At 36.1% G+C, this 24,828-nt stretch carries 27 protein-coding genes and 1 riboswitch; of the genes, 15 read left to right on the top strand and 12 right to left on the bottom strand.

The features are described from left to right. Window positions 1-53 precede the first annotated feature (53 nt). From DYR29_RS09320 to DYR29_RS09285, 8 genes are all read left to right on the top strand, one after another. On the top strand, window positions 54-917 hold the full coding sequence (locus DYR29_RS09320; protein WP_213280251.1) for a DUF58 domain-containing protein: 864 nt from the start codon (window positions 54-56) through the stop codon (window positions 915-917). A gap of 56 nt (window positions 918-973) precedes the next feature. Beyond that, window positions 974-1,870 carry a BatD family protein gene (locus DYR29_RS09315; protein ID WP_213280250.1) on the top strand — a complete coding sequence of 299 codons (897 nt, stop codon included), beginning with the start codon at window positions 974-976 and terminating at the stop codon, window positions 1,868-1,870. After that, on the top strand, window positions 1,863-2,855 hold the full coding sequence (locus DYR29_RS09310) for a VWA domain-containing protein (RefSeq protein ID WP_213280249.1): 993 nt from the start codon (window positions 1,863-1,865) through the stop codon (window positions 2,853-2,855). The genes DYR29_RS09315 and DYR29_RS09310 overlap by 8 nt, the downstream gene beginning before the upstream one ends. Further along, window positions 2,855-3,862 carry a vWA domain-containing protein gene (locus DYR29_RS09305; protein ID WP_213280248.1) on the top strand — a complete coding sequence of 336 codons (1,008 nt, stop codon included), beginning with the start codon at window positions 2,855-2,857 and terminating at the stop codon, window positions 3,860-3,862. The genes DYR29_RS09310 and DYR29_RS09305 overlap by 1 nt, the downstream gene beginning before the upstream one ends. 99 nt (window positions 3,863-3,961) lie before the next feature. Continuing rightward, the gene (locus DYR29_RS09300) at window positions 3,962-4,705 is read left to right on the top strand and encodes a tetratricopeptide repeat protein (RefSeq protein ID WP_052186256.1); all 744 of its coding nucleotides are present in this window, start codon (window positions 3,962-3,964) and stop codon (window positions 4,703-4,705) included. Between the two features lie 11 nt (window positions 4,706-4,716). Beyond that, window positions 4,717-6,444 carry a BatD family protein gene (locus tag DYR29_RS09295; protein WP_249413660.1) on the top strand — a complete coding sequence of 576 codons (1,728 nt, stop codon included), beginning with the start codon at window positions 4,717-4,719 and terminating at the stop codon, window positions 6,442-6,444. A 44-nt stretch (window positions 6,445-6,488) separates the two neighbouring features. Further along, complete coding sequence (locus DYR29_RS09290) at window positions 6,489-7,091, top strand: MarC family protein (protein ID WP_213280246.1); 603 nt, start codon at window positions 6,489-6,491, stop codon at window positions 7,089-7,091. A gap of 5 nt (window positions 7,092-7,096) precedes the next feature. Then, window positions 7,097-7,297 (top strand): hypothetical protein, encoded by a 201-nt coding sequence (locus DYR29_RS09285; RefSeq protein WP_047421124.1) that lies wholly within the window; start codon window positions 7,097-7,099, stop codon window positions 7,295-7,297. A gap of 178 nt (window positions 7,298-7,475) precedes the next feature. Here the strand turns inward: DYR29_RS09285 and tnpA are convergent, their stop codons facing one another. From tnpA to DYR29_RS09255, 6 genes are all read right to left on the bottom strand, one after another. Next, on the bottom strand, window positions 7,476-7,904 hold the full coding sequence (gene tnpA / locus DYR29_RS09280; protein WP_213280245.1) for an IS200/IS605 family transposase: 429 nt from the start codon (window positions 7,902-7,904) through the stop codon (window positions 7,476-7,478). 412 nt (window positions 7,905-8,316) lie between these two features. Beyond that, complete coding sequence (locus DYR29_RS09275) at window positions 8,317-9,285, bottom strand: chorismate-binding protein (protein ID WP_213280244.1); 969 nt, start codon at window positions 9,283-9,285, stop codon at window positions 8,317-8,319. A gap of 159 nt (window positions 9,286-9,444) precedes the next feature. Next, window positions 9,445-9,873 (bottom strand): PaaI family thioesterase, encoded by a 429-nt coding sequence (locus DYR29_RS09270; protein ID WP_047421127.1) that lies wholly within the window; start codon window positions 9,871-9,873, stop codon window positions 9,445-9,447. 34 nt (window positions 9,874-9,907) lie between these two features. After that, window positions 9,908-10,495 carry a 1-acyl-sn-glycerol-3-phosphate acyltransferase gene (locus DYR29_RS09265; protein ID WP_213280243.1) on the bottom strand — a complete coding sequence of 196 codons (588 nt, stop codon included), beginning with the start codon at window positions 10,493-10,495 and terminating at the stop codon, window positions 9,908-9,910. Window positions 10,496-10,811: 316 nt separating this feature from the next. Beyond that, window positions 10,812-12,533 carry a PspC domain-containing protein gene (locus DYR29_RS09260; protein WP_213280242.1) on the bottom strand — a complete coding sequence of 574 codons (1,722 nt, stop codon included), beginning with the start codon at window positions 12,531-12,533 and terminating at the stop codon, window positions 10,812-10,814. A gap of 11 nt (window positions 12,534-12,544) precedes the next feature. Further along, window positions 12,545-12,874 carry a PadR family transcriptional regulator gene (locus DYR29_RS09255; RefSeq protein WP_047421133.1) on the bottom strand — a complete coding sequence of 110 codons (330 nt, stop codon included), beginning with the start codon at window positions 12,872-12,874 and terminating at the stop codon, window positions 12,545-12,547. A 556-nt stretch (window positions 12,875-13,430) separates the two neighbouring features. On the opposite strand from DYR29_RS09255, the gene DYR29_RS09250 reads away from it, so the two are divergent. Together DYR29_RS09250 and DYR29_RS09245 are read left to right on the top strand one after the other, a co-directional pair. Continuing rightward, a complete protein-coding gene (locus DYR29_RS09250) occupies window positions 13,431-14,132 on the top strand; it encodes an XAC2610-related protein (protein WP_213280241.1) in 702 nt (233 codons plus the stop codon). A gap of 1 nt (window position 14,133) precedes the next feature. Then, the gene (locus DYR29_RS09245) at window positions 14,134-14,724 is read left to right on the top strand and encodes an HD domain-containing protein (RefSeq protein ID WP_213280240.1); all 591 of its coding nucleotides are present in this window, start codon (window positions 14,134-14,136) and stop codon (window positions 14,722-14,724) included. Between the two features lie 57 nt (window positions 14,725-14,781). Here the strand turns inward: DYR29_RS09245 and DYR29_RS09240 are convergent, their stop codons facing one another. Both DYR29_RS09240 and DYR29_RS09235 read right to left on the bottom strand, forming a co-directional pair. Further along, window positions 14,782-15,165 carry an acyl-CoA thioesterase gene (locus DYR29_RS09240; RefSeq protein ID WP_002977578.1) on the bottom strand — a complete coding sequence of 128 codons (384 nt, stop codon included), beginning with the start codon at window positions 15,163-15,165 and terminating at the stop codon, window positions 14,782-14,784. 118 nt (window positions 15,166-15,283) lie between these two features. Further along, a riboswitch (cobalamin riboswitch) is annotated at window positions 15,284-15,463 on the bottom strand. Window positions 15,464-15,496: 33 nt separating this feature from the next. Beyond that, the gene (locus DYR29_RS09235; protein ID WP_228720149.1) at window positions 15,497-16,294 is read right to left on the bottom strand and encodes a hypothetical protein; all 798 of its coding nucleotides are present in this window, start codon (window positions 16,292-16,294) and stop codon (window positions 15,497-15,499) included. Between the two features lie 254 nt (window positions 16,295-16,548). On the opposite strand from DYR29_RS09235, the gene DYR29_RS09230 reads away from it, so the two are divergent. Both DYR29_RS09230 and DYR29_RS09225 read left to right on the top strand, forming a co-directional pair. Continuing rightward, complete coding sequence (locus DYR29_RS09230; protein WP_213280239.1) at window positions 16,549-16,920, top strand: fibronectin type III domain-containing protein; 372 nt, start codon at window positions 16,549-16,551, stop codon at window positions 16,918-16,920. Next, window positions 16,884-17,636 (top strand): GEVED domain-containing protein, encoded by a 753-nt coding sequence (locus DYR29_RS09225; RefSeq protein WP_213280238.1) that lies wholly within the window; start codon window positions 16,884-16,886, stop codon window positions 17,634-17,636. Before DYR29_RS09230 ends, DYR29_RS09225 begins: the two co-directional genes overlap by 37 nt. Before the next feature lie 85 nt (window positions 17,637-17,721). On the opposite strand, the gene DYR29_RS09220 is transcribed toward DYR29_RS09225, so the two are convergent. After that, on the bottom strand, window positions 17,722-19,869 hold the full coding sequence (locus DYR29_RS09220; RefSeq protein WP_047421141.1) for an endonuclease MutS2: 2,148 nt from the start codon (window positions 19,867-19,869) through the stop codon (window positions 17,722-17,724). 249 nt (window positions 19,870-20,118) lie between these two features. Here DYR29_RS09220 and DYR29_RS09215 point away from each other — a divergent pair, with 249 nt between their 5' ends. From DYR29_RS09215 to DYR29_RS09205, 3 genes are read left to right on the top strand one after another with little or no spacing between them, the layout of a single operon-like run. Continuing rightward, window positions 20,119-20,643 (top strand): GNAT family N-acetyltransferase, encoded by a 525-nt coding sequence (locus DYR29_RS09215; RefSeq protein WP_213280237.1) that lies wholly within the window; start codon window positions 20,119-20,121, stop codon window positions 20,641-20,643. 45 nt (window positions 20,644-20,688) lie between these two features. Then, a complete protein-coding gene (locus DYR29_RS09210) occupies window positions 20,689-21,693 on the top strand; it encodes an acyltransferase family protein (protein ID WP_213280236.1) in 1,005 nt (334 codons plus the stop codon). 36 nt (window positions 21,694-21,729) lie between these two features. Next, window positions 21,730-22,371 (top strand): uracil-DNA glycosylase, encoded by a 642-nt coding sequence (locus DYR29_RS09205; RefSeq protein WP_213280235.1) that lies wholly within the window; start codon window positions 21,730-21,732, stop codon window positions 22,369-22,371. On the opposite strand, the gene DYR29_RS09200 is transcribed toward DYR29_RS09205, so the two are convergent. The 3 genes from DYR29_RS09200 to DYR29_RS09190 all read right to left on the bottom strand — a co-directional run bounded on the left by DYR29_RS09200 (window position 22,358) and on the right by DYR29_RS09190 (window position 24,640). Then, on the bottom strand, window positions 22,358-22,867 hold the full coding sequence (locus DYR29_RS09200; protein ID WP_213280234.1) for a hypothetical protein: 510 nt from the start codon (window positions 22,865-22,867) through the stop codon (window positions 22,358-22,360). The genes DYR29_RS09205 and DYR29_RS09200 overlap by 14 nt on opposite strands. 17 nt (window positions 22,868-22,884) lie before the next feature. Next, window positions 22,885-23,376 (bottom strand): DUF456 domain-containing protein, encoded by a 492-nt coding sequence (locus DYR29_RS09195; RefSeq protein WP_213280233.1) that lies wholly within the window; start codon window positions 23,374-23,376, stop codon window positions 22,885-22,887. A gap of 76 nt (window positions 23,377-23,452) precedes the next feature. Continuing rightward, window positions 23,453-24,640 (bottom strand): carboxypeptidase-like regulatory domain-containing protein, encoded by a 1,188-nt coding sequence (locus DYR29_RS09190; protein WP_249413659.1) that lies wholly within the window; start codon window positions 24,638-24,640, stop codon window positions 23,453-23,455. Window positions 24,641-24,828: the final 188 nt, after the last annotated feature.

Below are 24,828 nucleotides of genomic sequence, written 5' to 3'. Positions count from 1 at the left end.
CCGGATCTCGCAACTCAACAGTAAACTTTGAATTTTAAACCTTGAATTCGTCTATGCAGATAAAAGATATTGTAAAAAAAGTAAAGCAGATTGAAATCCGTACCAGAAAAAAGACGGAGGCTGCTTTGATGGGGCAATATCACAGCGCTTTTAAAGGGCAGGGGATGACCTTCTCTGAAGTCCGTCCTTACCAGTTTGGAGATGAGATCAGAAGAATCGACTGGAATAAAACGGCAAGATTCCGTGAACCATTCGTAAAAGTAATGGAGGAAGAAAGAGAGCTGACCATGATGATTCTTGTTGATATTTCCGCTTCCATGGATTATGGTACGAAAGTTCAGCTGAAAAGAGAATATGTAGCCGAAATAGCAGCAAGCTTAGGATTTTCAGCAGCCGGAAACAATGATAAAGTAGGATTGATCCTGTTTGCGGATAAAGTATATAAAGTAATTCCTCCTCAAAAAGGAAGAAAACATATTCTTTCCATAATCAGTAATATTCTGACCGCAGATTATGTTCCTGCAGAATCTAAAATAGATAAAGCGATGGAATATATGATGGGGATTTTCAAAAGAAAATCACTGGTTTTTCTGTTTTCAGACTTTGATGATGAATATGATTCCAAAATGCTGAGAGTGGCATCAAAGAAACATCAGCTGTTGGGAATGAGGATTTTTGATGAAAAAGATAATGAAATTCCTGACATAGGATATGCTCTTTTGCACGATGTGGAAACAGGTAAAGAGATATGGGCCAATACTTCCAGTGCAAGATGGCGATATACCTTTGCAGAAGCTCAAAAACAAAAACTGAGAGCTTTGGAAGAAGATTTTGCCAGCAGTTCTGCAAGTTTCATGAACATCAATACCGGCTCAGATTATTCAAAATTGTTGTATAATTATTTTCAGAAAAAATAACACCGGGTTCAGCCCGTAACTAAAAACATGAGGCACTTGCCTTTATTATTTTAACATTGAGAAAAATACTTTTAATATTATCTTTTCTGATCTGTGCGAATGCTTTTTCACAGATATTATCCTCTAACGTAGAAAAGAAAACCCTCGCTCTTGGAGAAACCAATCATATCACCATAAAGATTGATAACCTTAATGAGCAGCAGGTAACTTCCGCTCCGAAAAATGAACTGCTCCCTTTTCACTTTGAAGAAATCAAAGACAGCATCGGGCAAACTGCCAATTCCTACGAAAGAAAGATTGAATTTGCCGTTTTTGATGAAGGAAAATTTACCATTCCGGAACTGGAATTCAAAGTAGGGGATAAAGTACTTAAAACCATTCCTTATGAAATAGATGTCATTAATACTGCTCAAAAAGCAGATCAGATCAATGATATCATGAAGAATAAACAGGTGAAACTGGAAGCTAAAGACTATTGGGAGCTTTACAAGTTTTATATTCTGGCAGCATTGGCAGGTATTGCTATAATCATTGCAATTATTATGATTGTAAAATGGGGAAGAAAATCAAAAAGTTCTCCTGTTGTTGCCACCAACCAGACGTTGAAAGAACTTGACTCTCTTAAAAAGAAAAAATATATTGAAGGTGGGAATTTCCGTTCATTCTATGTTGAACTGATCGATATTTCCAGAACGTTCATTACCAAACAATATCACCTTCCTGCAGATGTTCTTCTTACGGATGACCTTATTGACGTCATAAAAAAGAACAACACAATTTCGCAGAACAATGAAAAAATAATAGAAGATGTATTCCTGAGAGGAGATCTGGTAAAATTTGCCAAAACTTTTCCTGATCAGAATACAATGGAGACTGATTTTGCCAATATCAGAGATTTTGTGAAAAGATCATCCAAAGATTTAGAATTCGAAAACTTAAGAAAGGATGGTTAATTTTGAGTTTTACAGCCCGTGGTTCTTATTGCTTTTTCTACTGTTTATCCCGCTCTTTATTAAAGATGCCGGAAAACGGAAAAGAAAAGGTATAAAAGTGCCTACCGTAAAAAATATGGATCACAGCGATGGAATCCGGGGCGTGCTTTTTTTGCTGAAAATTTCAAAGTATATCATTCTTACTGCTTTGATCATTGCTATGGCCAGACCGAGAACATTTACGATTTCTCAGGACAGGGATGATACGAAGGGAGTAGATATTATGCTGTCCATTGACGTTTCTTTAAGTATGCTTGCAAAAGATCTGAACCCCGACAGAATTACAGCATTGAAAGATATCGCTGTGAAATTTGTCCAGAAACGTCCCAATGACAGGATAGGAGTTGTAGCCTATGCTGCTGAAGCTTTCACGAAAGTTCCTGTGACCTCAGACCATCAGGTGGTTATTGATGAAATTAAAAACCTGAACTCTGCAGGCCTTGAACCAGGTACAGCCATTGGAGAAGGTCTTTCCGTTGCAGTGAATCATTTGGTTAAAAGCAAAGCCAAAAGTAAGGTGGTCATCCTGATGACGGATGGGGTGAGCAATATTCAGAATGCTATTCCTCCGCAGGTTGCAGCTGAACTGGCAAAAAATAATAATATAAAGGTATATGCCATCGGAATCGGGACCAATGGGTATGCTTTGATGCCGACATCACAGGATATTTTTGGAGATCTTATTTTTACGGAAACTGAAGTGACCATTGATGAAAATACCTTGAAAGAAATTGCACAGACTACGGGAGGAAAATACTTCAGAGCAACCTCAAACAGTAGTCTTGAAGAAGTATATGATGAGATCAACCAACTGGAAAAATCTGATGTGAAAGTTTCCAAACTGTACAATTATGAAGAATATTTCAAGATATTTCTTTGGATTGCTTTAGGAATGTTGGTATTTGATGCATTATTGAGATGGGTGTTTTATAAAATTTTAAGCTAATGAGTTGGTCTTTAGGAAATTATTGGTATTTATTTTTACTGTTGCTTCTGCCGCTGTTAGCTACCCTTTTGATCCGTTTTTTGAAATGGAGAAACAGAAGAAGGGAAATTTTTGCAGCCAGCCAGTTTCATGATAACTTATTTGAAAAGAGATCAGGATTTACGAAGTTTTTTCCTGCATTATATTTATTAGGAACATTGTTTCTGATATTTTCCATCATTGATCTTTTGAATGGTTCAGAAGAGGTGAAAAGTACTCAGAAGCTGAACAATGTAATCTTCATGCTGGATGTATCCAACTCTATGAATGCTGAGGATATAGACCCAAGCCGTCTTACAGAAGCTAAAAACCTGATGACGGCCACGATGAAGAAAATGAATAATGATAAGGTAGGTATCGTCATCTTTGCCGGGCACGCAATGTCCATCATGCCTCTTACCACAGATTATAATTCTGCAGAGACTTATATCAGCGGGATTGAAACCAATTCTATGCAGATTCAGGGGACAGATTTTCTGAAAGGGATGCAGGCTGCCGTAGATAAATTTAAAAATGTAAGCAAAGGATCCAGAAAGGTAATCCTGCTGAGTGATGGTGAAGATAACGAAGGAAATGATAATGCAGCGATAAGACTGGCCAATAAAGAAGGGATAAGCATTACTTCCGTAGGAATTGGCACAGATGAAGGAGCTCCCGTTCCGGAATATGTATTCGGACAGCTGATGGGGTACAAAACAGATGTGAACGGAGGCACAGTTATTTCAAAGAGACAGACTGAAGCCTTAAAGAAAATGGCAGAATCTACAGACGGAACTTATATCGACGGTAATAATATCAATGAAGCGCCGGACAGAATTGTTGATGCAGTCAATAAAAAGTCCGCAGGTGCTGAAACCATGGTGAAATCACAGAATGCCATTCATTATTATCAATATTTCCTTGCAGTATCCATCCTGTTTTTCTTTTTAATTTATATTTTTAATCCTAAAAAGGATTTTAATGTGTAGATTTCCTCTTTATATAGAAGAAATTCTACAAGTACTTTAACCGAATTTTAACAAATAAAACTCTGTTTCTTAACATATAAAGGAATAATTTTGCAAGTGATGAATACTAAAATCATATTTTTATCGTTTATTGTTGTCATCTCATTCTCAGGCTTGTTGTTTGGGCAGGAAAGCTACAGAAATTTGGTTCATGAAGGTAATCAGAAATTTGACGGTAAAGATTATGACGGAGCCTCTTCAAAATATATGGAAGCAATAAAATCCAATGATAAAGATTTTACTGCTCATTATAATATGGGGAATGCACTCTATAAAAGTAAAAAATACGAAGAGGCAAAAACGGAGTTTGAAAAAGCAGAAAAACTTTCACAAACACTTCCTGATAAAACTGCCGCTCTTCATAATTTAGGGAATGCTTATATGCAGATGAACCAGCCGGAAAAAGCTGCTGATTTTTATAAGAAAGCTTTAAAGCAGGATCCCTACAGTGAGGTAACCAGAAAAAATTATGAGATTGCCAAGCTGAAAGAGAAAGAAAAAGAACAACAAAAGAACCAGGAGAACAACTCAGGAAAAGGCGGCGGCGGAAATGATCAGAACAAAGGTGACGATCAGAAAGGCGACAAAGACAAAAAACAGGATCAGGGAAATGGCCCGCAAAACGAAGGTAAAAGCGACCAAGGTGATAATCCTAAGCAGAATCAGAATAATGAAGGTAGAATGCCTAAAAATCTTGAAAATGCGATCTTAGATAAAATAAACGAAAAAGAAAAAGAAACCGCCAGAAGAATTTTAAACAAAAATTCTTATTCGATGCCTGAAAGCAACGAGAAAGATTGGTGATGCAGCACAAATTGATTTACATATTACTTACCCTCGCATCCGTAATTACTTACGGACAGGTAAATCTTACTCTGGATGCTGATAAATCCGAGTATGGAGGGAAAGATATTGTAAACCTTACCATTGTTCTTGAACTTAACGGAAGTGACCTTGTACAGCAGACAGGTTTTCAGCTTCCGGATCTTTCAAAATTTAATATCATAGGAAGCGGATCTGTTACCAATACCGTGATTGATCCAGCGACCAATACTTTAATTACCCAAAAAGTATCCAGAATTGCCCTTGAACCTAAGAAAAAAGGAAAAATAAAAATAGGCTCAGTTCTGGTTACGGTAAACAACAGAATCTATAAAACAGAACCTTTCGACGTTAATATCCGGGATATTGTTGACAGAAGATCATTAGCTGCCAATACCTCCAATGATGTCTATCTGAATATGGAAATTGATGACCGGGAAGTCTATCAGGATCAGCCTACAGTAGCTGTTCTTAGGGTATACTCAAGAAACATGGATAACCTCAGAAAGGTGAAGAATATCCATCTTCCGCAGCAGGATAATATCAACGTACATCCTATCAATTTTGATAAATCTGAGATAGATCCGTCCGGATATGGAAATATGCCTTCACAGGTGCTGGCCATGTTTATGGTATTTCCTAATGAAGCCGGGTATGTGGAGGTTCCAGGAGTGTCAGCTTCTGTAAGTACTTATTCCAATAAAACCAAGATTGTTTCCAATAAAGTAAAAATTAATGTAAGGAAGCTTCCTGAAGGAGCACCTGAGTGTTTTAAAAATGCTGTCGGAAACTTTAATGTCAACGTATATAATGCTTCCAAAGAAAAACCGGAAGCTAAGAAACCACTGAATGTTGTTGTGAAGGTTTCAGGAGAAGGAAATTTACCGGACATGCAACTTCCTAAAATTGCAGCATCGCCGGATTATGAAATCTTTCCTCCGAAAATCACCTCCAAAGTTTCTCCGGGAACTACTGGAATGAAAGGTGAGATTCTGGCGAATTATGTCATTATTCCAAAAAAATCAGGGGCAATTTCTATTAAAACTGAGCAATTTGCTTTCTTTGATCCTGAAAACAAAGAATATGTAGATCTGGGACAAAAAACACTGGATCTGAATGCCTTTTCTCATGATCAGATCCTGGAGGCCCGCTCTACGGTAGAAAAGGTAAACGAGTATACCAATAACCTTCTGGAGACGGTGAATACTCCGGTTTTAAAAACAACTTCATTTAAAGTAAAAGAAAAAAGTAAATTCCACTGGAATATCCTTTTAACAAATATTGCCATTTTAATAAGCTTATTTGTTGCTTATCTGTTATTTAAAAATTGGCAAAAAAAACGTACATTAGTTAGGGAAAGTGTACCGTCAAAACCTTTAGGTTCAGTGGCTGAAACAGAAAAAGAGATCAGAGAATTGCTGAAAACAGATATCAATGATTATTTCGGGTACCTGGAAAATCTTAAGGATAACAGTGAGTACGAAAAGTTCTTTACGACACTGGAGGAATTGGATCAGGAAGTGAGAAGTCAGTATTTCCAAAGCTCTACAGCAGAGTTTAAGACTTTTCTTGAAAAACACAAAGGCGCTTCAGTTGCAGAAGATTACAACAAATTGCAGCAGAGAGTTCAGATGGAAAAATATAATCCTGTGAAATCTGCTGATGCACTTGAAGAACTTTTGAAAACAATTGTTAATTTGTATTCACAAATTAGCAAATAGTCAGTTTATTTTCATATTTTTGCGAAATTTTTAATTACAAAGAGATGGAAATTTTTGATGGTTTCTCTTTTAAAGAGGTCGTTACCAGCTTTATGGTTCTTTTTGCCGTTATCGATATTATCGGCTCGGTTCCCATTATCGTAAGTCTTCAGCAGAAGTTCGGACAGATTGAGGCCGGAAGGGCTGCACTTACTGCCGGTGCTATTATGATTGTTTTCCTTTTCGTAGGAAATAAGATTCTTAAACTTATTGGAGTAGACGTAAATTCTTTTGCCATTGCCGGTGCTTTTGTGATTTTTGTCATAGCTCTGGAAATGATTTTAGGAATTGAAATCAATAAAACAACTGAAGCAAAGGCTGCATCTATTGTACCCATCGCATTTCCGCTGGTTGCTGGAGCTGGAACGTTAACTACAGCACTGTCTCTGAGAGCTGAATTTCATGATATTAATATTATCCTCGGAATTATTCTTAATACAATTTTCGTATATTTGGTGCTGAAATCAGCGAAATGGTTGGAGAGAAAAATTGGGGATGCTACTTTGATGATCCTTCAGAAAGTTTTCGGAATTATCCTTTTGGCAATTTCAATTAAATTATTCACCGCAAATTTTGCCCAGTTGGTGCAGAATTATATTAATTTTTAAGAGTCATGAAGAAGTTTTATAAAGTATTTTTAGTACTGTTTATTGTATTCATCGCCATCAATCTTTATGCGATCAACTGGCAGACAACAGATATCTTAGGAGATGAAGATAACGTAAGATTTGTATTTTCAGCATCAGCAGCTGCAATAGGTCTTATTCTGCTTTTTGTAATGGATACCTGGAGCAGAATTGGTGTAAAGAAATAAATTGAATCTTTTCAATATAGATACAGACCTCTTTTCTTTTTGAAGGAGGTTTTTGTTTTTTTATCAGGGAGCAGGGAATTGTTGCCATTAGATTTCAATACTGTTTTTTATATCAATAGGAACGGGCTTTAGCCCGTTTAAATAGAATAAAATTCAATTGGCTTTAGCCAAAACTTAATTAAGTTTTAAAATTATACTTTTCAACAAATTCTCTATACTCTTCAGTAAAACTCTTTTTCTGATGATGCTTCTCCTGATTTTTAATATAATGTCTCACAGATTCTATCATAGACTCGGAAACAGACACAGCAAAATATTCATCCTGCCATGAAAATTTTCCTTTTACAAGATCATTTTTATTAATCCAATGAGATGATTCTCCCTTTATTAATTGTACAATTTTTTCAATATTCTGATCAGAGCCTAGAGAAATAAGACAGTGGCAATGGTCTGAATATCCATTAATCATATCTAAAAATATTCCTTTTTCTGTAGCATATTCTTTGATATGTTTCCAAACCTTAAGACGTATGTCAAATGTATTGAGAAAAGGATCTCTGTTTCTTGTAGAAAAGACAAGATGAATGTAAATTTTGATAAAAGCCATTTGTGTTGTTTTATCAAAAGTAATGTTTTTTATTTTTAATAAGTTTTGGCTAAAGCCAATGGAATGGTATATAATGTGAAAACGGGCTAAAGCCCGTTCCTATTGATTTTTATATGTTGAAATTAATTAGAGAAAAGAATAATCAAAAATAATCAAAAAATTAACACAGATTATTCTATTCAATAGGAATGGGCTTTAGCCCATTTAAATAAATAATAAAAATTCCAACGGCTTTAGCCAAAACATAATTCCAACGCAATATTCGCAAAGCTTTAATGAATAGCATTGGAGCCGTTCGCAAAGGCGTTACACTCAGCAAAGAAAAAGTATACTCAACATCTCTGTGAAAGTCTGTGAAATATTTGGTTAAATATAATAAAGATATTGTGCTGAATGCCTACTTTTTTCTTTTCTAAGAAATCACCAGATTTTTCAATATGGCTTCAGACTTCAGTTCTGTTTCGGTCCATTCTTTTTCCGGATTGCTTTGTGCTGTAATTCCACCTCCTACAAAAACATGTACAGCGTTTTTATAAAGCCTTGCACAACGTAGATTTACAAAATACAGAATACTCTCTTCAGTTTCGATTTTAATATATCCGGCATAGAATTCGCGTGGAAATTTCTCGTATTTACGAATGTTTTCATTGCAGAAATTTTTAGGAATTCCACAGACCGCTGGAGTGGGGTGCAGATCCTGAATGAGCTTATCAAGATCCCCTGATTGGATGGTGGTTTTAAAATCCGTTCTTAAATGTTTTATATTACCGGAAATATGATCGTAAGTTTCCGATTGATTTACATTGTCAGAATAATTTTTAAGAATACTCTGAATATAAGTTGTGACAGGTTTTTGTTCTTCAATTTCCTTTTCAGACCATTGTTCAGATACCGGAAGAGTACCCGCTAAGGCCATAGTTTCAAATTGATGAGTAGATTTATTGAATTTCCCTAATAGCTCGGAAAAAGCACCCATCCAGGCATTTTCGCCGTCATTAAAAAGATACCTGAAAGCATTTGGGTAAGTTTTGCAGAGGTTTTTAAAGCTCTCTTTATAATTGATTGTATTAAAATCTGTAAAAATTTTTCTTCTTGAATAAACAAGTTTGGGGAGATTGTTTTCTTTGATTACTTCAATCACTTCCTGTAATGTTTGACAATATTCTTCCTTTGTTTCAGCAGTAGAATTTGTTGGATCTTTGATCAAATCTTCGTTTGTGATTGAAGTATGAGCAAATTCTTCAAAATTAACTTCAACAATATTTCCATGGAAACTGATCTGCTCTGAACCATTGTAGGAATAAAAATTGACTGCATTTTTTATATTTTTTTCATCGGCAGACAGTAGTCTTTCGTCGAAAGGAAGTTTGAAATAAATCATGAGTTATGAAGGAGTTTTGAAAATCAACGACCGGAAATTCTATAGGGAATTCCCGGAGTAATTTTCCTTTCTGCAAAGGTATTACTAGTCTTAAAGATGTCAAAATAAAAAGAGCTTAAATTTATTTTAAGCTCTTTATTTTTTTTATGCTGTGATAACTTATCTGTTAATGATATTATTAGTCATCGTAGTATGATTGATCAAAACCCCTTTTTCGTCACGGATTTCAATTTCTGAAACATGCATGGTTTTTCCTTTCCTGATAAAACGTGCTGTAGCAGTTACAATTCCGTCCTTTTTGCTTCTTAAGTGATTGGAATTAATATTGGTTCCTACTCCGTAATACTTTTCACCATCGATAAATATATTGGACAGGCTTGACCCTAAAGTTTCAGCCAAAACACAACTCGCTCCCCCGTGCATGATCCCAAACGGCTGGTGGGTTCTCGGAAGAACAGGCATCGTGGCGGTAAGGGTTTCATTTTCGAGATCAATATCGATGAACTTTATTTCAAGGGTTTTTGCAAGAGTTACATCACCCCAGTTATTGATGAATTCTAATATTTCTTCTTTTGTCTGACCTTTCATTTCTTATAATTGATTTTAATTTTGCATCTGGCATCTATTCAGTACCGGTTCCCATAATATTGGGATTCCAGTTTTCCGGAACTTTTGGGACAATATCGTTTTTCACATAATAGTCCTGAATTTCCTGCATGATTTCTGAAAAAGGGACGGATGCTATTCTTTCATACGGAATGGTATAACCCAGATAAACAATATTTCTTTTGAAATCACCTGCGGCCAGTACGATAGGAACTTTTGCGGCTAATGCCATATGATAGAACCCTTTTCTCCATTTCGGGACCCAGCTTCTGGTTCCTTCTGGGGTAATAACAAGACTGAAATCTTCTTTAGCAAACTGCTTGGCTACGAAATTAACCAGGTCATTTTTCTGGCTTCTGTCGATCCCGATACCTCCAAGTCCTTTTACAAGGCTTCCGTACCAGGCTTTGGTGTGGGCATCTTTAATAATGATTTTTAAAGGCTTTTCCAGGGACCAATAGGCGAAATTTCCTAAAATATATTCCATATTATGGGTGTGCGGTGCTACCACAAGGATACACCTGTTCAGGTTGTTGACATCGCCCTGCAAAACGACTTTCCAGCCTAATATTTTTAACATTGCTTTGCCTATCAGCTTTTTCATAGATTTCTTGAATTAAAAACAAAAAAGTATAACCAAATTTTGGTTATACTTTACAAATATATTGAAATATTATCGCTCTTAAAACAAACCGCTAATTAAATCTACGATTTTCATTACGAATTCCATTGCAAATTGTATCATGATAAGGTTGCGTTTTTGGTTGATTGGTTATTAAATTTTAGCTCTACGAAATTAAAACTTTTTTTTTACATAAGAAACTAAATATAGCTTTATTTTCACTTTTCTGAGAGAAGAAGGGTGTGAATTTCAAACGGTTGCCATCCACCCACACCTTCTAACCACTCTCTGAAGTTAATTATTTAGTTTGTATGGAAATTTCGTTTTTTCCGTCTTTGATCTTGATGTCCATATCTTTATTTGATTTTTTGATATTGGACACTGCAGAATCAATTACTTTCTTTGCCTGGTTGTTCGGAACTTTTTTACCGTTTACGATGATACTATCCTTATCATCAGAGTTGTACTCAATACTGGAACCGTTTACGGTGATTTTATTTTTTTCAATTCTTACATTGTTGTTATCTTCATCACTGTCCTGTTCGTCGTCATTGATACCGTCTCCATCTAAATCTCCATCTATATGGATACCGTCTTTTTTCATAGAGATAACAACTGTTTTTTGCGGAACTACAAGTTCATAATTCAGGCTATAGTCTCTGAATCTGTGTTCATATGGATACTTGATATAGTTTGGAAGTAGTATTTTATTGTTTACAACTTCTACAGGAACTGTCATCTGGATTGGGAAGTTATATCCTTTTCCTTCTTTTTTGATGATCAGATAAGGTGTTTTAATATCTGGCTTTCTTGTTACATCTACTGAGATATAATCTTCTTCAAAAACTGTTCTTTTGTCAGAATAAATGTCATTGTTGTAAGCTTTGAAGTTCTGAGGAATGTTGATCTGCTTTACATCTACATATACTGTATCTGAAGGAGTGTTGATGGCAACATTCTCTACATCTTCCTTACTTCCTCTGTAGATCATGTCTTTCTTAGCCATGCTTATTCCGAAATAAGTTGCTAGACCAATCAGAATAAGGAAAAGACCACCTACAACCCATCCGATATTTCTCAGTTTTGTTTTCGGAGAGAAAATCTTGATACTTAATAAGCTGAAAAGGATTGCCGGAATTAAGCTTCCGATGACCATCATAGCTGCCAATACTTTATCAAGCCCCTGGTCATCCATATAGAATCTGATTTCATTGGCACCTGGAAAGTCTGTATCCATCCCGAAAAGACCGAATAGTACAAATACTCCAATGATACTGCTTACAGCCATCAATACGAAAAATCCTCCTACGATATACTTGAATATATTCCAAACTCCGCTTCCTGCGTTGTTGATGTAAGGTTTATTTTCGTTGTATATTTCTCCGACCCTCTGAGTAGATTCATTGGCAAACTGAACCAATTTATTAGACTCATTCTTAAGATTGTCGAAGTTCATAGGCTTTCCCTGCATTTTCAGGAAATCTGCCGCTGTTTCAGCTTTTGGAAGTACGATCCAAAGGATTACATATAAAAGACCGATCAATGAAGAAGAGATGGCTGCAGTGAAAATTCCTAAGATGAAAATTCCCAGCCAGATAGCTCTCATAGTAGTAATGTCCATTCCTACATATTGAGCTAAACCTGCGCAAACCCCTGCTACTTTTTGTTTTTCCGGATCACGGAACAGTTGTTTTTTATCAGTATAATTGTTTCCTGAATAGTTCTTTCTGGTAGATGTTTTTTCAGAAAAATAAGCCTCTTCCTGTTCTTCAATTTTTTCCGGGCTTCCGATCTGTGCGATTACCTTTTCTACATCGGTATCGTTGATCACCTCGCGTTTTCCCAGGGAGTCTTTGAAGATCTCCACCATTCTTATTTCTATGTCATGCATTACCTCATCAGCTTCAGAAGCATCCAGTGAGCTTCTCAGTGCGTTCAGGTAATCGCTGAGCTTTATATATGCGTGTTCTTCTATTGTAAAAGAAAAACCTGCGAGTCCTATTGAGAGTGTCTTGTTCATAGCTTTGTTTTTTAATTTTGTTGAGTGATGTGGTTTACTGAGGCTGTCAGCTCATTCCATGTGTTTTGAAGTTCATCCAGGAAAAGTTTTCCTTTTTCTGTGATCTGGTAATATTTTCTGGGTGGTCCTCCTGTAGATTCTTCCCATCTGTAAGAGAGAAACTCTCCGTTTTTAAGTCTTGTAAGAAGAGGGTAGAGGGTTCCTTCCACTACATCCAGTTTTCCTTTTTTCAGCTCGTCAATAAGATCAGAAACATACATTTCGCGGTTATTGATGAGACTTAGAATACAGAATTCCAGAATTCCTTTTCGCATTTGCGCTTTGGTATTTTCGGTATTCATCTTTGATAAGTTTTGTTAATTAGTTATATAATTTTCGAAGTTCGGAACCTAGCTAGTTGTACCTATTTCGATTTTACATTACAAAGATATGTAAATAAAATGGTATTATGCAATACAAAGTAGTGAAATTTTTAAAATAAATAATTTAAACAACTGATAATCAATTTTATAATTTTTATTGTGAATTTTAAGAAAAATGAATTTGGGTAAAAAATACTTGAAAATGTGTTGAAATTTTTGATGTGATTGAGAAAAATAATCAGAAATAATTCAGACTATCCCATTACTAATGCTCATTATTCATTAATTATTTCATTGCTCACTGCCTCATCTAGCCCCGATAGCAGCGGTTACCCCACAGCAGATTGGCTTCTGGGCGGGCGCGAGGAGTATGAGCATATAGCGGGAAACGGCTTCTTATCAGTGAATACTCTTTATTTAATGGCTGTTAAATTGTTTCAGATCTTTACAGATAATAAGGCCGGGATTTTGAGATCGGTATTATGATTCGTATTTTTGTTAGGAAAAAAAACACCTAAATCTATTTACTTTTACCATGAATCTATTAAATACATATAAGCATTTATCGGCTTTTGTTTTACTAGGGCCTGTATGTTTTGGACAATATCAGTTTGAAGTAAAAAATGTATCAAATAAATATAACGCAATCATCCATATAGAAAATTGTAATGATGGCCAATGTGGGGGGAAAGGAACGGTAGAATTGTTTGACAATAATAACAGCAAGATACAGAGTTTTGTTTCTGATAATCTTGTTTTAAATCCGGAACAGGGGCAAAAATTGATTCCGGGGAAATTGATTTCTCTGACAAATGACCAGCGTTCAGTAATTATAGATGATTTTAATTTTGACGGAACTGAAGATGTGGCGATAAGAAACGGAAATATGGGAAATTACAGTTCGGCTTCTTATGATGTGTATGTATTCAACAGTACCAGAATGGCATTTGTAAAAAGTGAAGAACTTACAGACCTGGGCTCAAGTGGCTTTGATTTTTTTGAAACAGATGCCAAACGCAAACGTCTTATTTCCTATGGTAAATCCGGATGTTGCAGGATTTTCACCACTGAATATGCCGTTATTCCGAATAAAGGACTGGACAGGGTGCTTGAAAAAGAGGAAGATATGACCGATGAGGATCAGGTAAGGGTAATCACGAAAGAAAAGATCAATAATAAATGGATTACCAAAACAAAGGTATATCCGGCAGATCAATATAACAGAAATAAAAAGTAAGATGAAAATTCAGAAAGAGATAGATTTTATCCTGGCAGTGGATGCTTTGAAAAATGTACAGCGAAGAAATTATAATGCTGACGATTCCCGAAGAGAGAACACGGCAGAACACTCCTGGCAGATTATTATTCTGGCTCAGGTTCTTTTTCCGTATGCTAAAAACCGCGCGGATATTGATCTGTTGAGAGTAATAAGAATGCTTTCTATTCATGATCTGGTGGAAATAGAAGCTGGTGATACTTTTATTTTTGATGAAAAAGCAATGGTAGGAAAGTTTGAGAGAGAGAAAGCATCTGCCCAAAAGATTTTCGGAATTCTGGACCAACCTCTGCGTACAGAGTTTTTCAATCTGTGGCTTGAGTTTGAAGAAGAGAAAACCCCTGATGCTATTTTTGCCTGTGGGATTGACAGAATTATGCCGTTTATCTTAAATTCTCATACTTCAGGAAAAAGCTGGACGGAAGCCGGAGTAACAGAAAGACAAATCCGAAATATGCTTGAAAATGCCATCAACAGAGCGTCGGATGAAATGGGAGAGGCTTTTGAACTGCTGTTGAACAGAAGTCTGGAAACGGAAAAGGTTGTGAAATAAGTGTAAAGAACATAGAAAAAGCTTCGGGCGGCCTCTGGCCGCCCGAAAATTTATCATTTATAGTATCTGGATTGGTTTCTTGAATTCGTCAATCGCTACAAAAGTAAAATCTCCTACAATGGCTTTTTCTCTTTCATAGGAATACATCTGCTCAGTATAGATCTCAACATTTACTTTCATACTGGTTTTTCCCACGTAGGAAACTTTCCCGATCAGTTCTACAATTGTTCCGGCAGGAATAGGTTTTTTGAAATCGATCTTGTCACTGCTTACCGTTACCACTCTTTTTCTGGCAAATCGGGTGGCTGTAATAAAAGCTACTTCGTCCATCAGCTGCATGGCCGTACCACCAAAAAGGGTATCGTAATGATTGGTTGTGTTAGGGAAAACCGCTTTAAAGATTCTGGTTTCGGATGCTTCAATTCTTTCTTCTGTAGTCATATATCATTATTAATTAAAGCGAAATGAAAACGATATTAAAACAACAGAATAATGACAGGAACTTAGAGAACCCCTGAAACAATCCATCAGATCAATACAACTTCAAATCGCGAAAGTTATTTGTTTAAAGAAATAGGCAGGTCTCCTGACTTGTAACATCTTTTATCTCCTTCCCATGCCTCGCACAGTGGATCTTTGATAAAGATTTCAGTTACTTACAGTTGCGCGACAGTCCGTGATTTTCACACGGTTCCCTTTTAATCTGCAGTGATGCAGAACCAATTTCTGTGATGAATAAGCGTTAAAACTTTTCGGGGCAAAAATAATGAATTTATTCCGGATTATGGTAAATAATCTGGCTGATTACTCTTCCTTTCTTGATCGTCCACAATGTAGTGTATCTGTTTTCTCCTGAACCGTTTATCATGTATAAGAAAATATTGTCGGTATCCAGGGACGTTACGCCAATGTTCTCAAAATCCATAGTAGGCTGGAACATATTTTTGATGGCTTCTCTTACAAAGACAGAACCTCTTCCTGGCTGTTGCACTCTGATTGATTTGATTTCAGTCATTCCTTCAGGAAGATCATTTCCGATTCCCCAAGGTTTTACTTTATCGATGGTCAGAAGTTTTCCTTCAGCATCTTTTTCTTTCTTACGATAGCCTGCATTGGAAGGGTAGATATCAATTACTACTTTGCTTCTTTGGGCAGTAGGGACTTTAGGATCAGAATTATCTGTGAAAATAAGTGATTTTCCGTTTTTGGATCTGGAAGGAGTGTAGGCTGGGAGCTGATCAATATAAGCAATACGTTCTTTGTTAACCATTCCTTCTTTATCAAGTGTTTCATAGCGTACAAATGGTTTGTCTTCATCCTGCTTTTCAGGATATTTGATCCAGATCCATTCTGTTTCTCCGGGGGCAGGCTTTACATAAACAAATACATCTCCTTTACGCATACGGATCTTGTCCACAATTTTCCTGTAATTGTCTTTATGAACCCTTACATTGGCATATCCTTCTTCAGCTTTTACCACTCCGAAAGGAACTTTATTCTGCCCTTTTACAAAGGCTAAAGAAAAAATACTCAAGGCCGATACATAGAATGCTTTGTTTATGAAAGTCATTATGAAATTTTTTGATCCCCCAAATATATAAATTAAATGCTTTTCGGAAGATAATTATACGGGTAGTTCTTTAAAATCTTGTATTTGTTTCAAATAATGATAAGAAAGAGCTTTTGACAGTGATATTCTGTTAATGGATATGTTTTTTATGTGTATAATTTAAAAGTATTAAAAAAAACAATAATATATGGTGCAAATATCAAGTATATTCTATAAAATCCCTATTTTTCAAGAGAATTTTAAAACTAATAAACATGACAAAAAAACTACTTTATGTATTCTCTTTTATTTTGGGCATTTCCAGCTTTCAGGCAGAAAACAAAATAGAAGCAGGATCAGAATCTTTATTTTATTGTGATACGAACGTTCCCACCGGTGTTCAGATGTCTGCTATAACCCTTACCACCGGAACTGTTACATGGACCGCTGATCCTGATACCCCGAATAATTTCATCAGATACAGAATACCCGGAACTACTAGCTGGATGGTAGCTACTCCTACACCGGGGCAAAATTTATTTACGATTACGAATCTGCAGCCTTGTACAGTTTATGAAGTGCAGGTAGTAAAATATGCACTACCCAGGGAATGTGGTCGAACCCTATATTTTTTACAACAACACTGAATTACTGTTCAAGTGCCTCTACAGATACAAGTATGATGCATATCTCCAACGTTACAGTAACTTCTTCCGGAATAGCATCTCCAATGATAAGCGATTCCGGCGCTTCCAATTACACAGATTACAGAAGTGATCTGAGCCGTAGGGTAAAGTTTTATATAGGAAGTACAGGAAATAAACTTTCAGTAGCAAATACCTGGACCGGTACTCCGGGTACAACAACTGTAACAGCATGGATAGACCTTAATGCCAACGGAATTTTTGAATCTACAGAAAGAGTTATGGTGGCCAATAATATCACTCAGGCTGCTCCGGGAGTTTCTGTTTTTACGATTCCAAGTCTGGCAGCATTGATAACTTGTGGCGTAACCATGAGGGTTGTCACAAGTCAAACGATGCCTGCAGATGCCTGTAGCACATTTACCTACGGAGAAGTTGAAGATTATGGCGTAGACTTGATAAATTTAACACTTGGAGTGGAAGAATCAGGGAAGTCTGTAAAACCGGAAATTTCTCCCAATCCAGCATCTGATGTTTTAAATATCTCCGGAATTTCAAAAGCAACGAATTATGAAATTTATAATGTATTGGGACAGAAAGGAGGTGAAGGAAAAGTTTCTGATCATAAAGTAAACCTTAGTCATTTATCCGCAGGAATTTATTTTATTCAATTGAAAGATAAAAACAGTGCAATCCGTTTAAAATTCATTAAGAAATAAAAATAAAAAAGAGAGAGTACCTTTTTGGTGCTCTCTCTTAATATTTGCGTAGATGAGTTCATTTTTAAACTCATTTTAAGATTAATTAAATTCTCTCAAGTTCATCCGCATTAATCGTTGTCTTGAAGGTTCCATAGTTGACAATTACCTTGTTTCTGGAAATCTTTTCAATGGTTCCCACACTGGTACTTCCCGTAATACGAACACGCTGCCCGATTTTCATCCAAATAGCACGGTCGCTTTTACGCTGTTCTTCCAGTTTTTCATTGGTTTCTGCAATTTTTTCAATCACTTCCTCTTTTTTCAACTGTTGCGTAATTTTTCTCTTAACAACCTGCAGACGTTTTGTTTCATCCTTATCATGCCCTAATTTCCTGAATTTCTCCTGCTCAAGAAGTTTTACAAAGTCTTTTACAACATCCTTTCTGGATTTTCCCTTTGTATAGCTGTCGATGAAGGTTTCAATCTTATTCCCGAACTGAAGCTTACGGTGTTCCTCTTCATATAATTTCTGAAAATTGAACAGTTTCTGCTGAAGCTGATCATTCAGTTTCTGAAGATTGTCACGCTTATCTTCTACAGACTCTTTTCTTTCTGCAAGATCGGATTTCAGTTTTTCAACTTCAAATTTCTCCTGTTGCAACTTTACAATAGTCTTGTCGAGGTTAACGATATCGTGCTCTACCTTTTTCTTGGCAGAATGAATTATAAATCTTGGAATTTTATTCTTTTCCGCAACTTCAAAGGTAAATGAACTTCCTGCCTGGCCTACTTCCAGTTTATACATCGGCTCCAGTGTTTCTTCATTGAAGAGCATGGCTGCATTCTGGGCATTGGGAAGCTGTTCTATCACCAGTTTAATATTGGTGTAGTGAGTGGTAATAATCGCGAAACTCTTTTTATCATAGAAAAACTCCATGAAACTCTCTGCCAGAGCACCTCCAAGTTCAGGGTCAGAACCGGTACCGAATTCATCAATCAATAGAAGGGTATTGGCATCAGCCTCACGGATAATTCCGGACATTTTCTTCAATCTCGATGAATAGGTCGATAGGTGGTTTTCAATGGATTGATTATCACCAATATCAGTCATAATCTTCTCAAAGAAAAACATTTCAGATTTGGGATGAACCGGAACCAGAATACCACTCTGAATCATCAGCTGCAATAGGCCTACTGTTTTCAGGGTAATTGATTTTCCACCGGCATTAGGCCCGGAAATACAAATAATCCTGTTATGTTCCGTTAAAGCAAGAGTCTGAGGGTGAATCGTTTTATTCTCTACTTTATTTCTTAGCCATAATAAGGGATGGTAGGCATCTTTAAGTTTCAATGTCTTGTGACGGTTGATCTTTGGAAGAATTCCGTTCACTAAATCAGCAAACTTAGCTTTCGCTCTTGTAAGATCCAGATCAAAAATATAAACCTGATATCTCCATAGCTGAGGTTGAAACTCTGCCAGTTCTGCGGTAAGCTGTCGGAGAACTTTGTCGATTTCTTTTTTCTCTTCCTCTTCACTTTCACGAAGCTTGAAGTAATGCTTTACAACACTGTCCGGCTGGATGTAAGTAATGGAGCCTGTTTTGGAAATTCCCAGCGTTCTTCCGGGCACTCTTTTTTTGAATCCTGATTTTACAGCCAGAACCCTTTGGTCATCAATAATGGTTTCCCGTATGTCATCCAAAAAGTCACTCTGTCCATATGTGGTGAGTGCGCGGTTGAAATTTTCTTGGATCGCTTTTTTGGCAAGCTGAATTTCAGTTCTTATGCCTTTCAAAGCAGGGGAAGCTTCATTTTTCACCTCACCAAAACGGTTAAAAACCTTATCTACTTTATCAATGATCTCTTTTCTGAATTCCAGTACAGAAACTTCTTCTAATAAAGTAGGAAATGTTTCCGGCATGGTAGGGAAGAACTTCTGTAGTTTTCCGATCTGTTCCGTGATGGTTTTTATTTTGATGAAAGCAGCATTTTCCAAACGATAGTTTTCAATCAGCATCAGTTTCAGCTCACTTTCAATATCTTCATATTCATCAAACGGAATCGCATTTGAACTTTCAAAACTCGACAGATATTCCGACGTTTTTTTTAATGAAAGTTCCGCCTCATCTATTTCCATTGGGCGAAGTTGAAGAATTTTTTCTCTTGTTTTCGGAGAATACGCAAATGGGGAGATTTCCGCGAGCAATTGCGGAAACTCTAATTCGTCTAAATCTTCTTTATCTATATACACAGTGCAAATTTAGTGAGAATTTTGATTATTACGTATATCTGAGAGATTTACAGAATAAATTAACTTTGAATTGATGATTTTAGAATTGTTCTTTTAAAGACGGAATCAATGAAATTGATTCTTCTAAGCGTGTGGGCTATCCTTCATTCATCAGTGGCTTAGCCGCGCTTCTTTGCTTACTCAAAATGAGTAATAGAATATAATAACCTTTGCATTTATTTATGATATTCTTTTTATTACATTTGAGTTATGAAACTGGAAACTGAAAGGTTGATTTTAAAAGGAATCAATGAAAGCCATACAGAAGATATTTTAAAAATCCGAAGCAATCCGGAGGTCAATAAGTTTGTGAAAAGGGTATCACCCAAGACAAACTATGATGCGCTTCAGTTTATTTTAACGATTAAGGAAAAAGTTCAAAATAATCAAACTGTATATTGGGGAATTTCTCTAAAAGACCAGCCGAATCTTATCGGTACAATCTGTCTGTGGAATTTTTCTGAAGACCGGAAAACAGCAGAAGTCGGGTATGAATTGCTGCCGCAATACCACAGACAGGGGATCATATCTGAAGCATTGAAAGCAGTTTTAAATTTTGGAGTTGACGAACTGCATTTACAGGAAATTGTAGCAATCACAAATAGATTCAATGAAAACTCAAAAGGACTTCTTGTAAAGCATGATTTTATTTTGCTGGAGGGAAAGAAAGATGAAGGTTTTCCGGATAACATTATTTTTAGTTTAAAAAGACTGTCCGGTAATGAGGGAATATAAAATCTAACAGGTTTTTTCTATCTTTATCACCGATTGAAATTATATATGAAAAATGAAATAAAATCTTTAACGGGGCTTAGAGGGGTTGTTGCATTATGGGTAGCTTTTTTTCATTTTAGTTTTTTTAGGAATGAATTCATTCAGGATATAGTAGGGAAGGGATATGTGGCGGTGGATATCTTTTTTGTATTAAGTGCTTTTTTATTAACTGTTTCTTATGCAGGAAAATTTAAAGAACTGAATTATAAAGAAATAGAGGTTTTTTATAAAAAAAGAATCAATAGAATTTATCCTGTATACATTATATCAGTCATTTTTATTGTTTTGTTTTTAGAGAAAAGTAATATCGGCGGATTCTTTATAAATGCTACATTATTACAATGTTTTTTTAATCCTGATTATCTGCTGAATGTTGTTTACTGGTCACTCAGTACAGAGTGGGTTTGCTATCTGATTTTTCCTTTTATGCTGTGGCTTATCCTGCATTATAAAATACGAAGCGAAGTTTTAATTATTGCAAGTTTGGTTTTGAGATTTGTACTTCCTTATTTACCCGGCCACTTGTACATAGGTTCCGAACACCTCATGGAAGTAGGAGAATCACCAAGATATCTTGATCTTCCTTATGGTCTTGTTTCTTTATTAAGAACAGTTTCCTCTTATTTTCTTGGAATTGGAGTAGCTCTTTTGTCACCATTTAAAATGAAAAAAGAAAATCTCATTATTTATATCATTCTTATATTGTTTCTCTCTATGCTGTTTGTGGAAAAAGGACTGTTGTTTATTCCTTTGTTGTCTGCATTTATGATAAAATATCTGTATGAAGGAAAGCAAAACTATTTAAAAACATTTTTGGAAACCAAACCAATTTATTTCCTGGGAAATATCTCTTATTCATTATATATTATCCATTATATTGTAAAGAAGCAGGATTTCGCTGTTGTCAGTAATTATCATTTTAATAATCTTTTATTAATATCCTTTTCGTTGTTACTGTCTTATATTTCTTATATGCTGATCGAAAGAAAACTGAAGATATTTAAAGTATAATGCAGGCTCTTATTTTAATATTATTATTTTTGCATTATGACGTGGACAGAAATTTTAGCCCCTATAAAGAGTACAGAATACTTTACAACCCTTTGGGAGAAAGTAAAGAATGAATATGCAACAACTAAAGTTTTTCCACCGAAGAATCAGATTTTCAGAGCGCTGGAGCTGACGCCTTTTGATGATATTGAGGTGGTTATTATCGGGCAGGATCCTTACCATAATGATTTTCAGGCAAATGGTTTGTGTTTTTCTGTTTCTGAACAGGTTGCAGCACCGCCATCACTTAAGAATATTTTTATTGAGTTAAAAGATGATTTAGGAGTAGTAAGAACTTCCAAAGAACTGGATGACTGGGGAAAACAAGGAGTTTTACTTTTGAATGCAACGTTAACGGTTCGCGCTCATTCTCCCAATTCCCATAAAGATCTGGGTTGGGAAAAATTCACAAATTTTATTATTAAAGAAATTTCAGACAAAAAAGAGAACGTAGTGTTTGTTTTGTGGGGCGCTTTTGCACAAAAAAAAGCCGAACTCATAAATCCGGCTAAGCATTTTATTCTGAAATCGGCACACCCTTCACCATTTTCTGTGTACAGAGGTTTTTTTGGAAGCAAGCCTTTCTCAAAAATTAATGAGTATCTTGTTTCCAAAGGGAAGAAGCCTATTTCCTGGTAGAATCAGTTGATGGATTTGCCTTTTTTATAGTAATCCCGATTTTATAATTTCCTGACAGTGCTTTTGTGCCATCCTGTGATTTTGGGGATGGGGCAACATCTTGTAGTGTAAGAATATATCCATTGAATTCCGCCGACTGGTGATAATCTTTTCCGGGATAATCTGCGCTGGCCAGGTTCAGAATCATTGGTCGTGTAGAAGTTCCCATTACCTCCACCTGAGCAAGAGCAACACCGGCCCAGATACAATTCGCTCCTTCAGGACAGCGGCTGTCTTCAGAAACCCCTTTGAATGTCACATTCATCTGGTATTCTCTTAAGAACTTATTTTCTCCTTCACTAAGGTATAGAATGCCATCCTGTTGATTACCTGTGTTTGTAGTTTTTGTACTTGCTGGCATTTCAGTAGCTTTTGTGTTCATCTTAGATTTCTTTTGGGCATCGCATCCGGTTAATGCAAATATTCCCAGACTGAGTATGATAACTTTATGGAACATAGTTTCTTATATTTTAATTAAATAACGTTAAACATATTAAGAAGTACTACCAAAAACATTGCCACTCCTACCACAAAACTGAATCCAGTTCCATAAATAAATCCAATCAGTGCTCCTTTGGTAGATTGTAAGGCTTTATTCATATCCTTACTGTCATGAAGTAATTCACCAATAAATACACCCGCAAACATTCCGATAAGAAAACCTAAGGGAATCGGAATAAATATACCAACAATGGTTCCTATCACAGACCCGATGCTTCCCCAACGCGTACCTCCGTATTTTCTGTTGGTTTTTGCAGGAATGACATAACTTAATACCACAGATGCTATGGTAAGAATCCCGAAAGCCCAGATATAGATCATAGGAAGGTCCGCATCCGTCCCGAATTTATAGATCAGAAGCCCGCAGATGCTTAGTAAAAGCCCCGGCAAAACAGGAAGAAAAGTTCCCAATATTCCTATAAACAGAAGAATAAGGCAGAAAATATTAATAATTGTTGTATCCATTCTTTAAAATATAGATGCAATATAAAAAAAGTGGCCTTATAAAAGACCACCTTGAGAACTGAGTTATAAAATTTTATTACAAATTTAAGATTACGTATTCCAGAATCGGTCCTGCTTTACCGATATTTCCACTGGCGTGGTTATGGAATGTGGTATAGTAGATATTTCCGCTGCTGGAATTTCCGGAGCAAGGTCCCATGGTATCTCCATGTGCCTGATGTGCATTCCATGCATTCTGATTGATAGTAATGGTAATATTATTCCCGCTTGCTGTATGATGGCAGATCGTGATGTGATTATTGTTTAAAGAAGTTCCTACAGGAGTTAGCGGAGCAGAAGGGTTTGTATAATGTCTTGTTCTTATCATCAGTGGCTCGTTGCCTTTCTGTACAAGAACATCCCAGAATGCGGGATCATAGTTCTGAATTTTCTCCCATGAACCCATATCATAGTCAATGTCTAATGTATTAAACCCTAATGCGGTTGCCAATGCAGGATTTGAAACACTACAGCCAGTATATGCGCCTGCAGCTCCAATGTCTTTCAGGCAAAGAAGATTATCATTGATAAAACCACCAGGAGCATTACAGCTTACCGTATTTGTATTTCCACCTACCAGATAAGCCGATGCCCAGTCTGAGCTGTAAAGACTTCCGCCATTGCTTACAAAAGTAGAAAGATTGGAATATACATTATTGTCATTGCTTGGCGATGAAGTGCCGGTTTGTGCATAAGTACGGGATCCGCAGTTCAGGAAGATAATATCATACTGGGAAATGGTATTGATGTTTTTTAAGTCCTGATAAGTAATTTCAGTAGCAGTATATCCAAGAGAACTTATGATCGCTTCAATTTCATCATAATTTCCTTTTATATAAGCCATTTTTGCGATTTGATCCAACTTTGAGTCCGTTGCGGCTACAGTAACCGTTTCATTCTTTTTAATCGTGACCGGAACTTCGGATCTGAAATTTTTACCGTCACCGGTCTGAATGTGAAGCGTTGTAATGCCTTCAGGTGCTGTTAAACTGAAGCTGCCATCAGCACCGGAATACGTATGGTAGATATTGCTCTGGCTGTCGGTAGTGAATACAAGAGCTCCTCCCACTGGTTTGGTACCGTTTTTTGCGAATACTTTACCTTCCACTTTTCCTGTGGCAACTACTTTAGTAGGATTTTCTTCAGGAGTAACAGAGTCGTCTCCTTTACAATTAACTAGAAGCACAAGGCTGCATAGCATAATCAACAGGTAATTTTGTTTCATATTTATTTGATTTTGATTGGTTTAGTTTTAATCAAATTTAATAATTTTTTAATATTTAAACATTAAATGTGTAATTTATTTTAATATTTTTTATTTAAAATTGTTATTTGTAGTTAATTTTTCATTTATAATTAAGGGTTGTGGAAGATTCTATATTTTATAATTATTATTCAATAAAAAATTTTATT

Source organism: Chryseobacterium indologenes (assembly GCF_018362995.1).
Classification (GTDB): domain Bacteria; phylum Bacteroidota; class Bacteroidia; order Flavobacteriales; family Weeksellaceae; genus Chryseobacterium; species Chryseobacterium indologenes_G.
The sequence above is the reverse complement of the archived record's forward strand: the minus strand, read 5'-3'. Positions and strand labels throughout refer to the sequence as shown.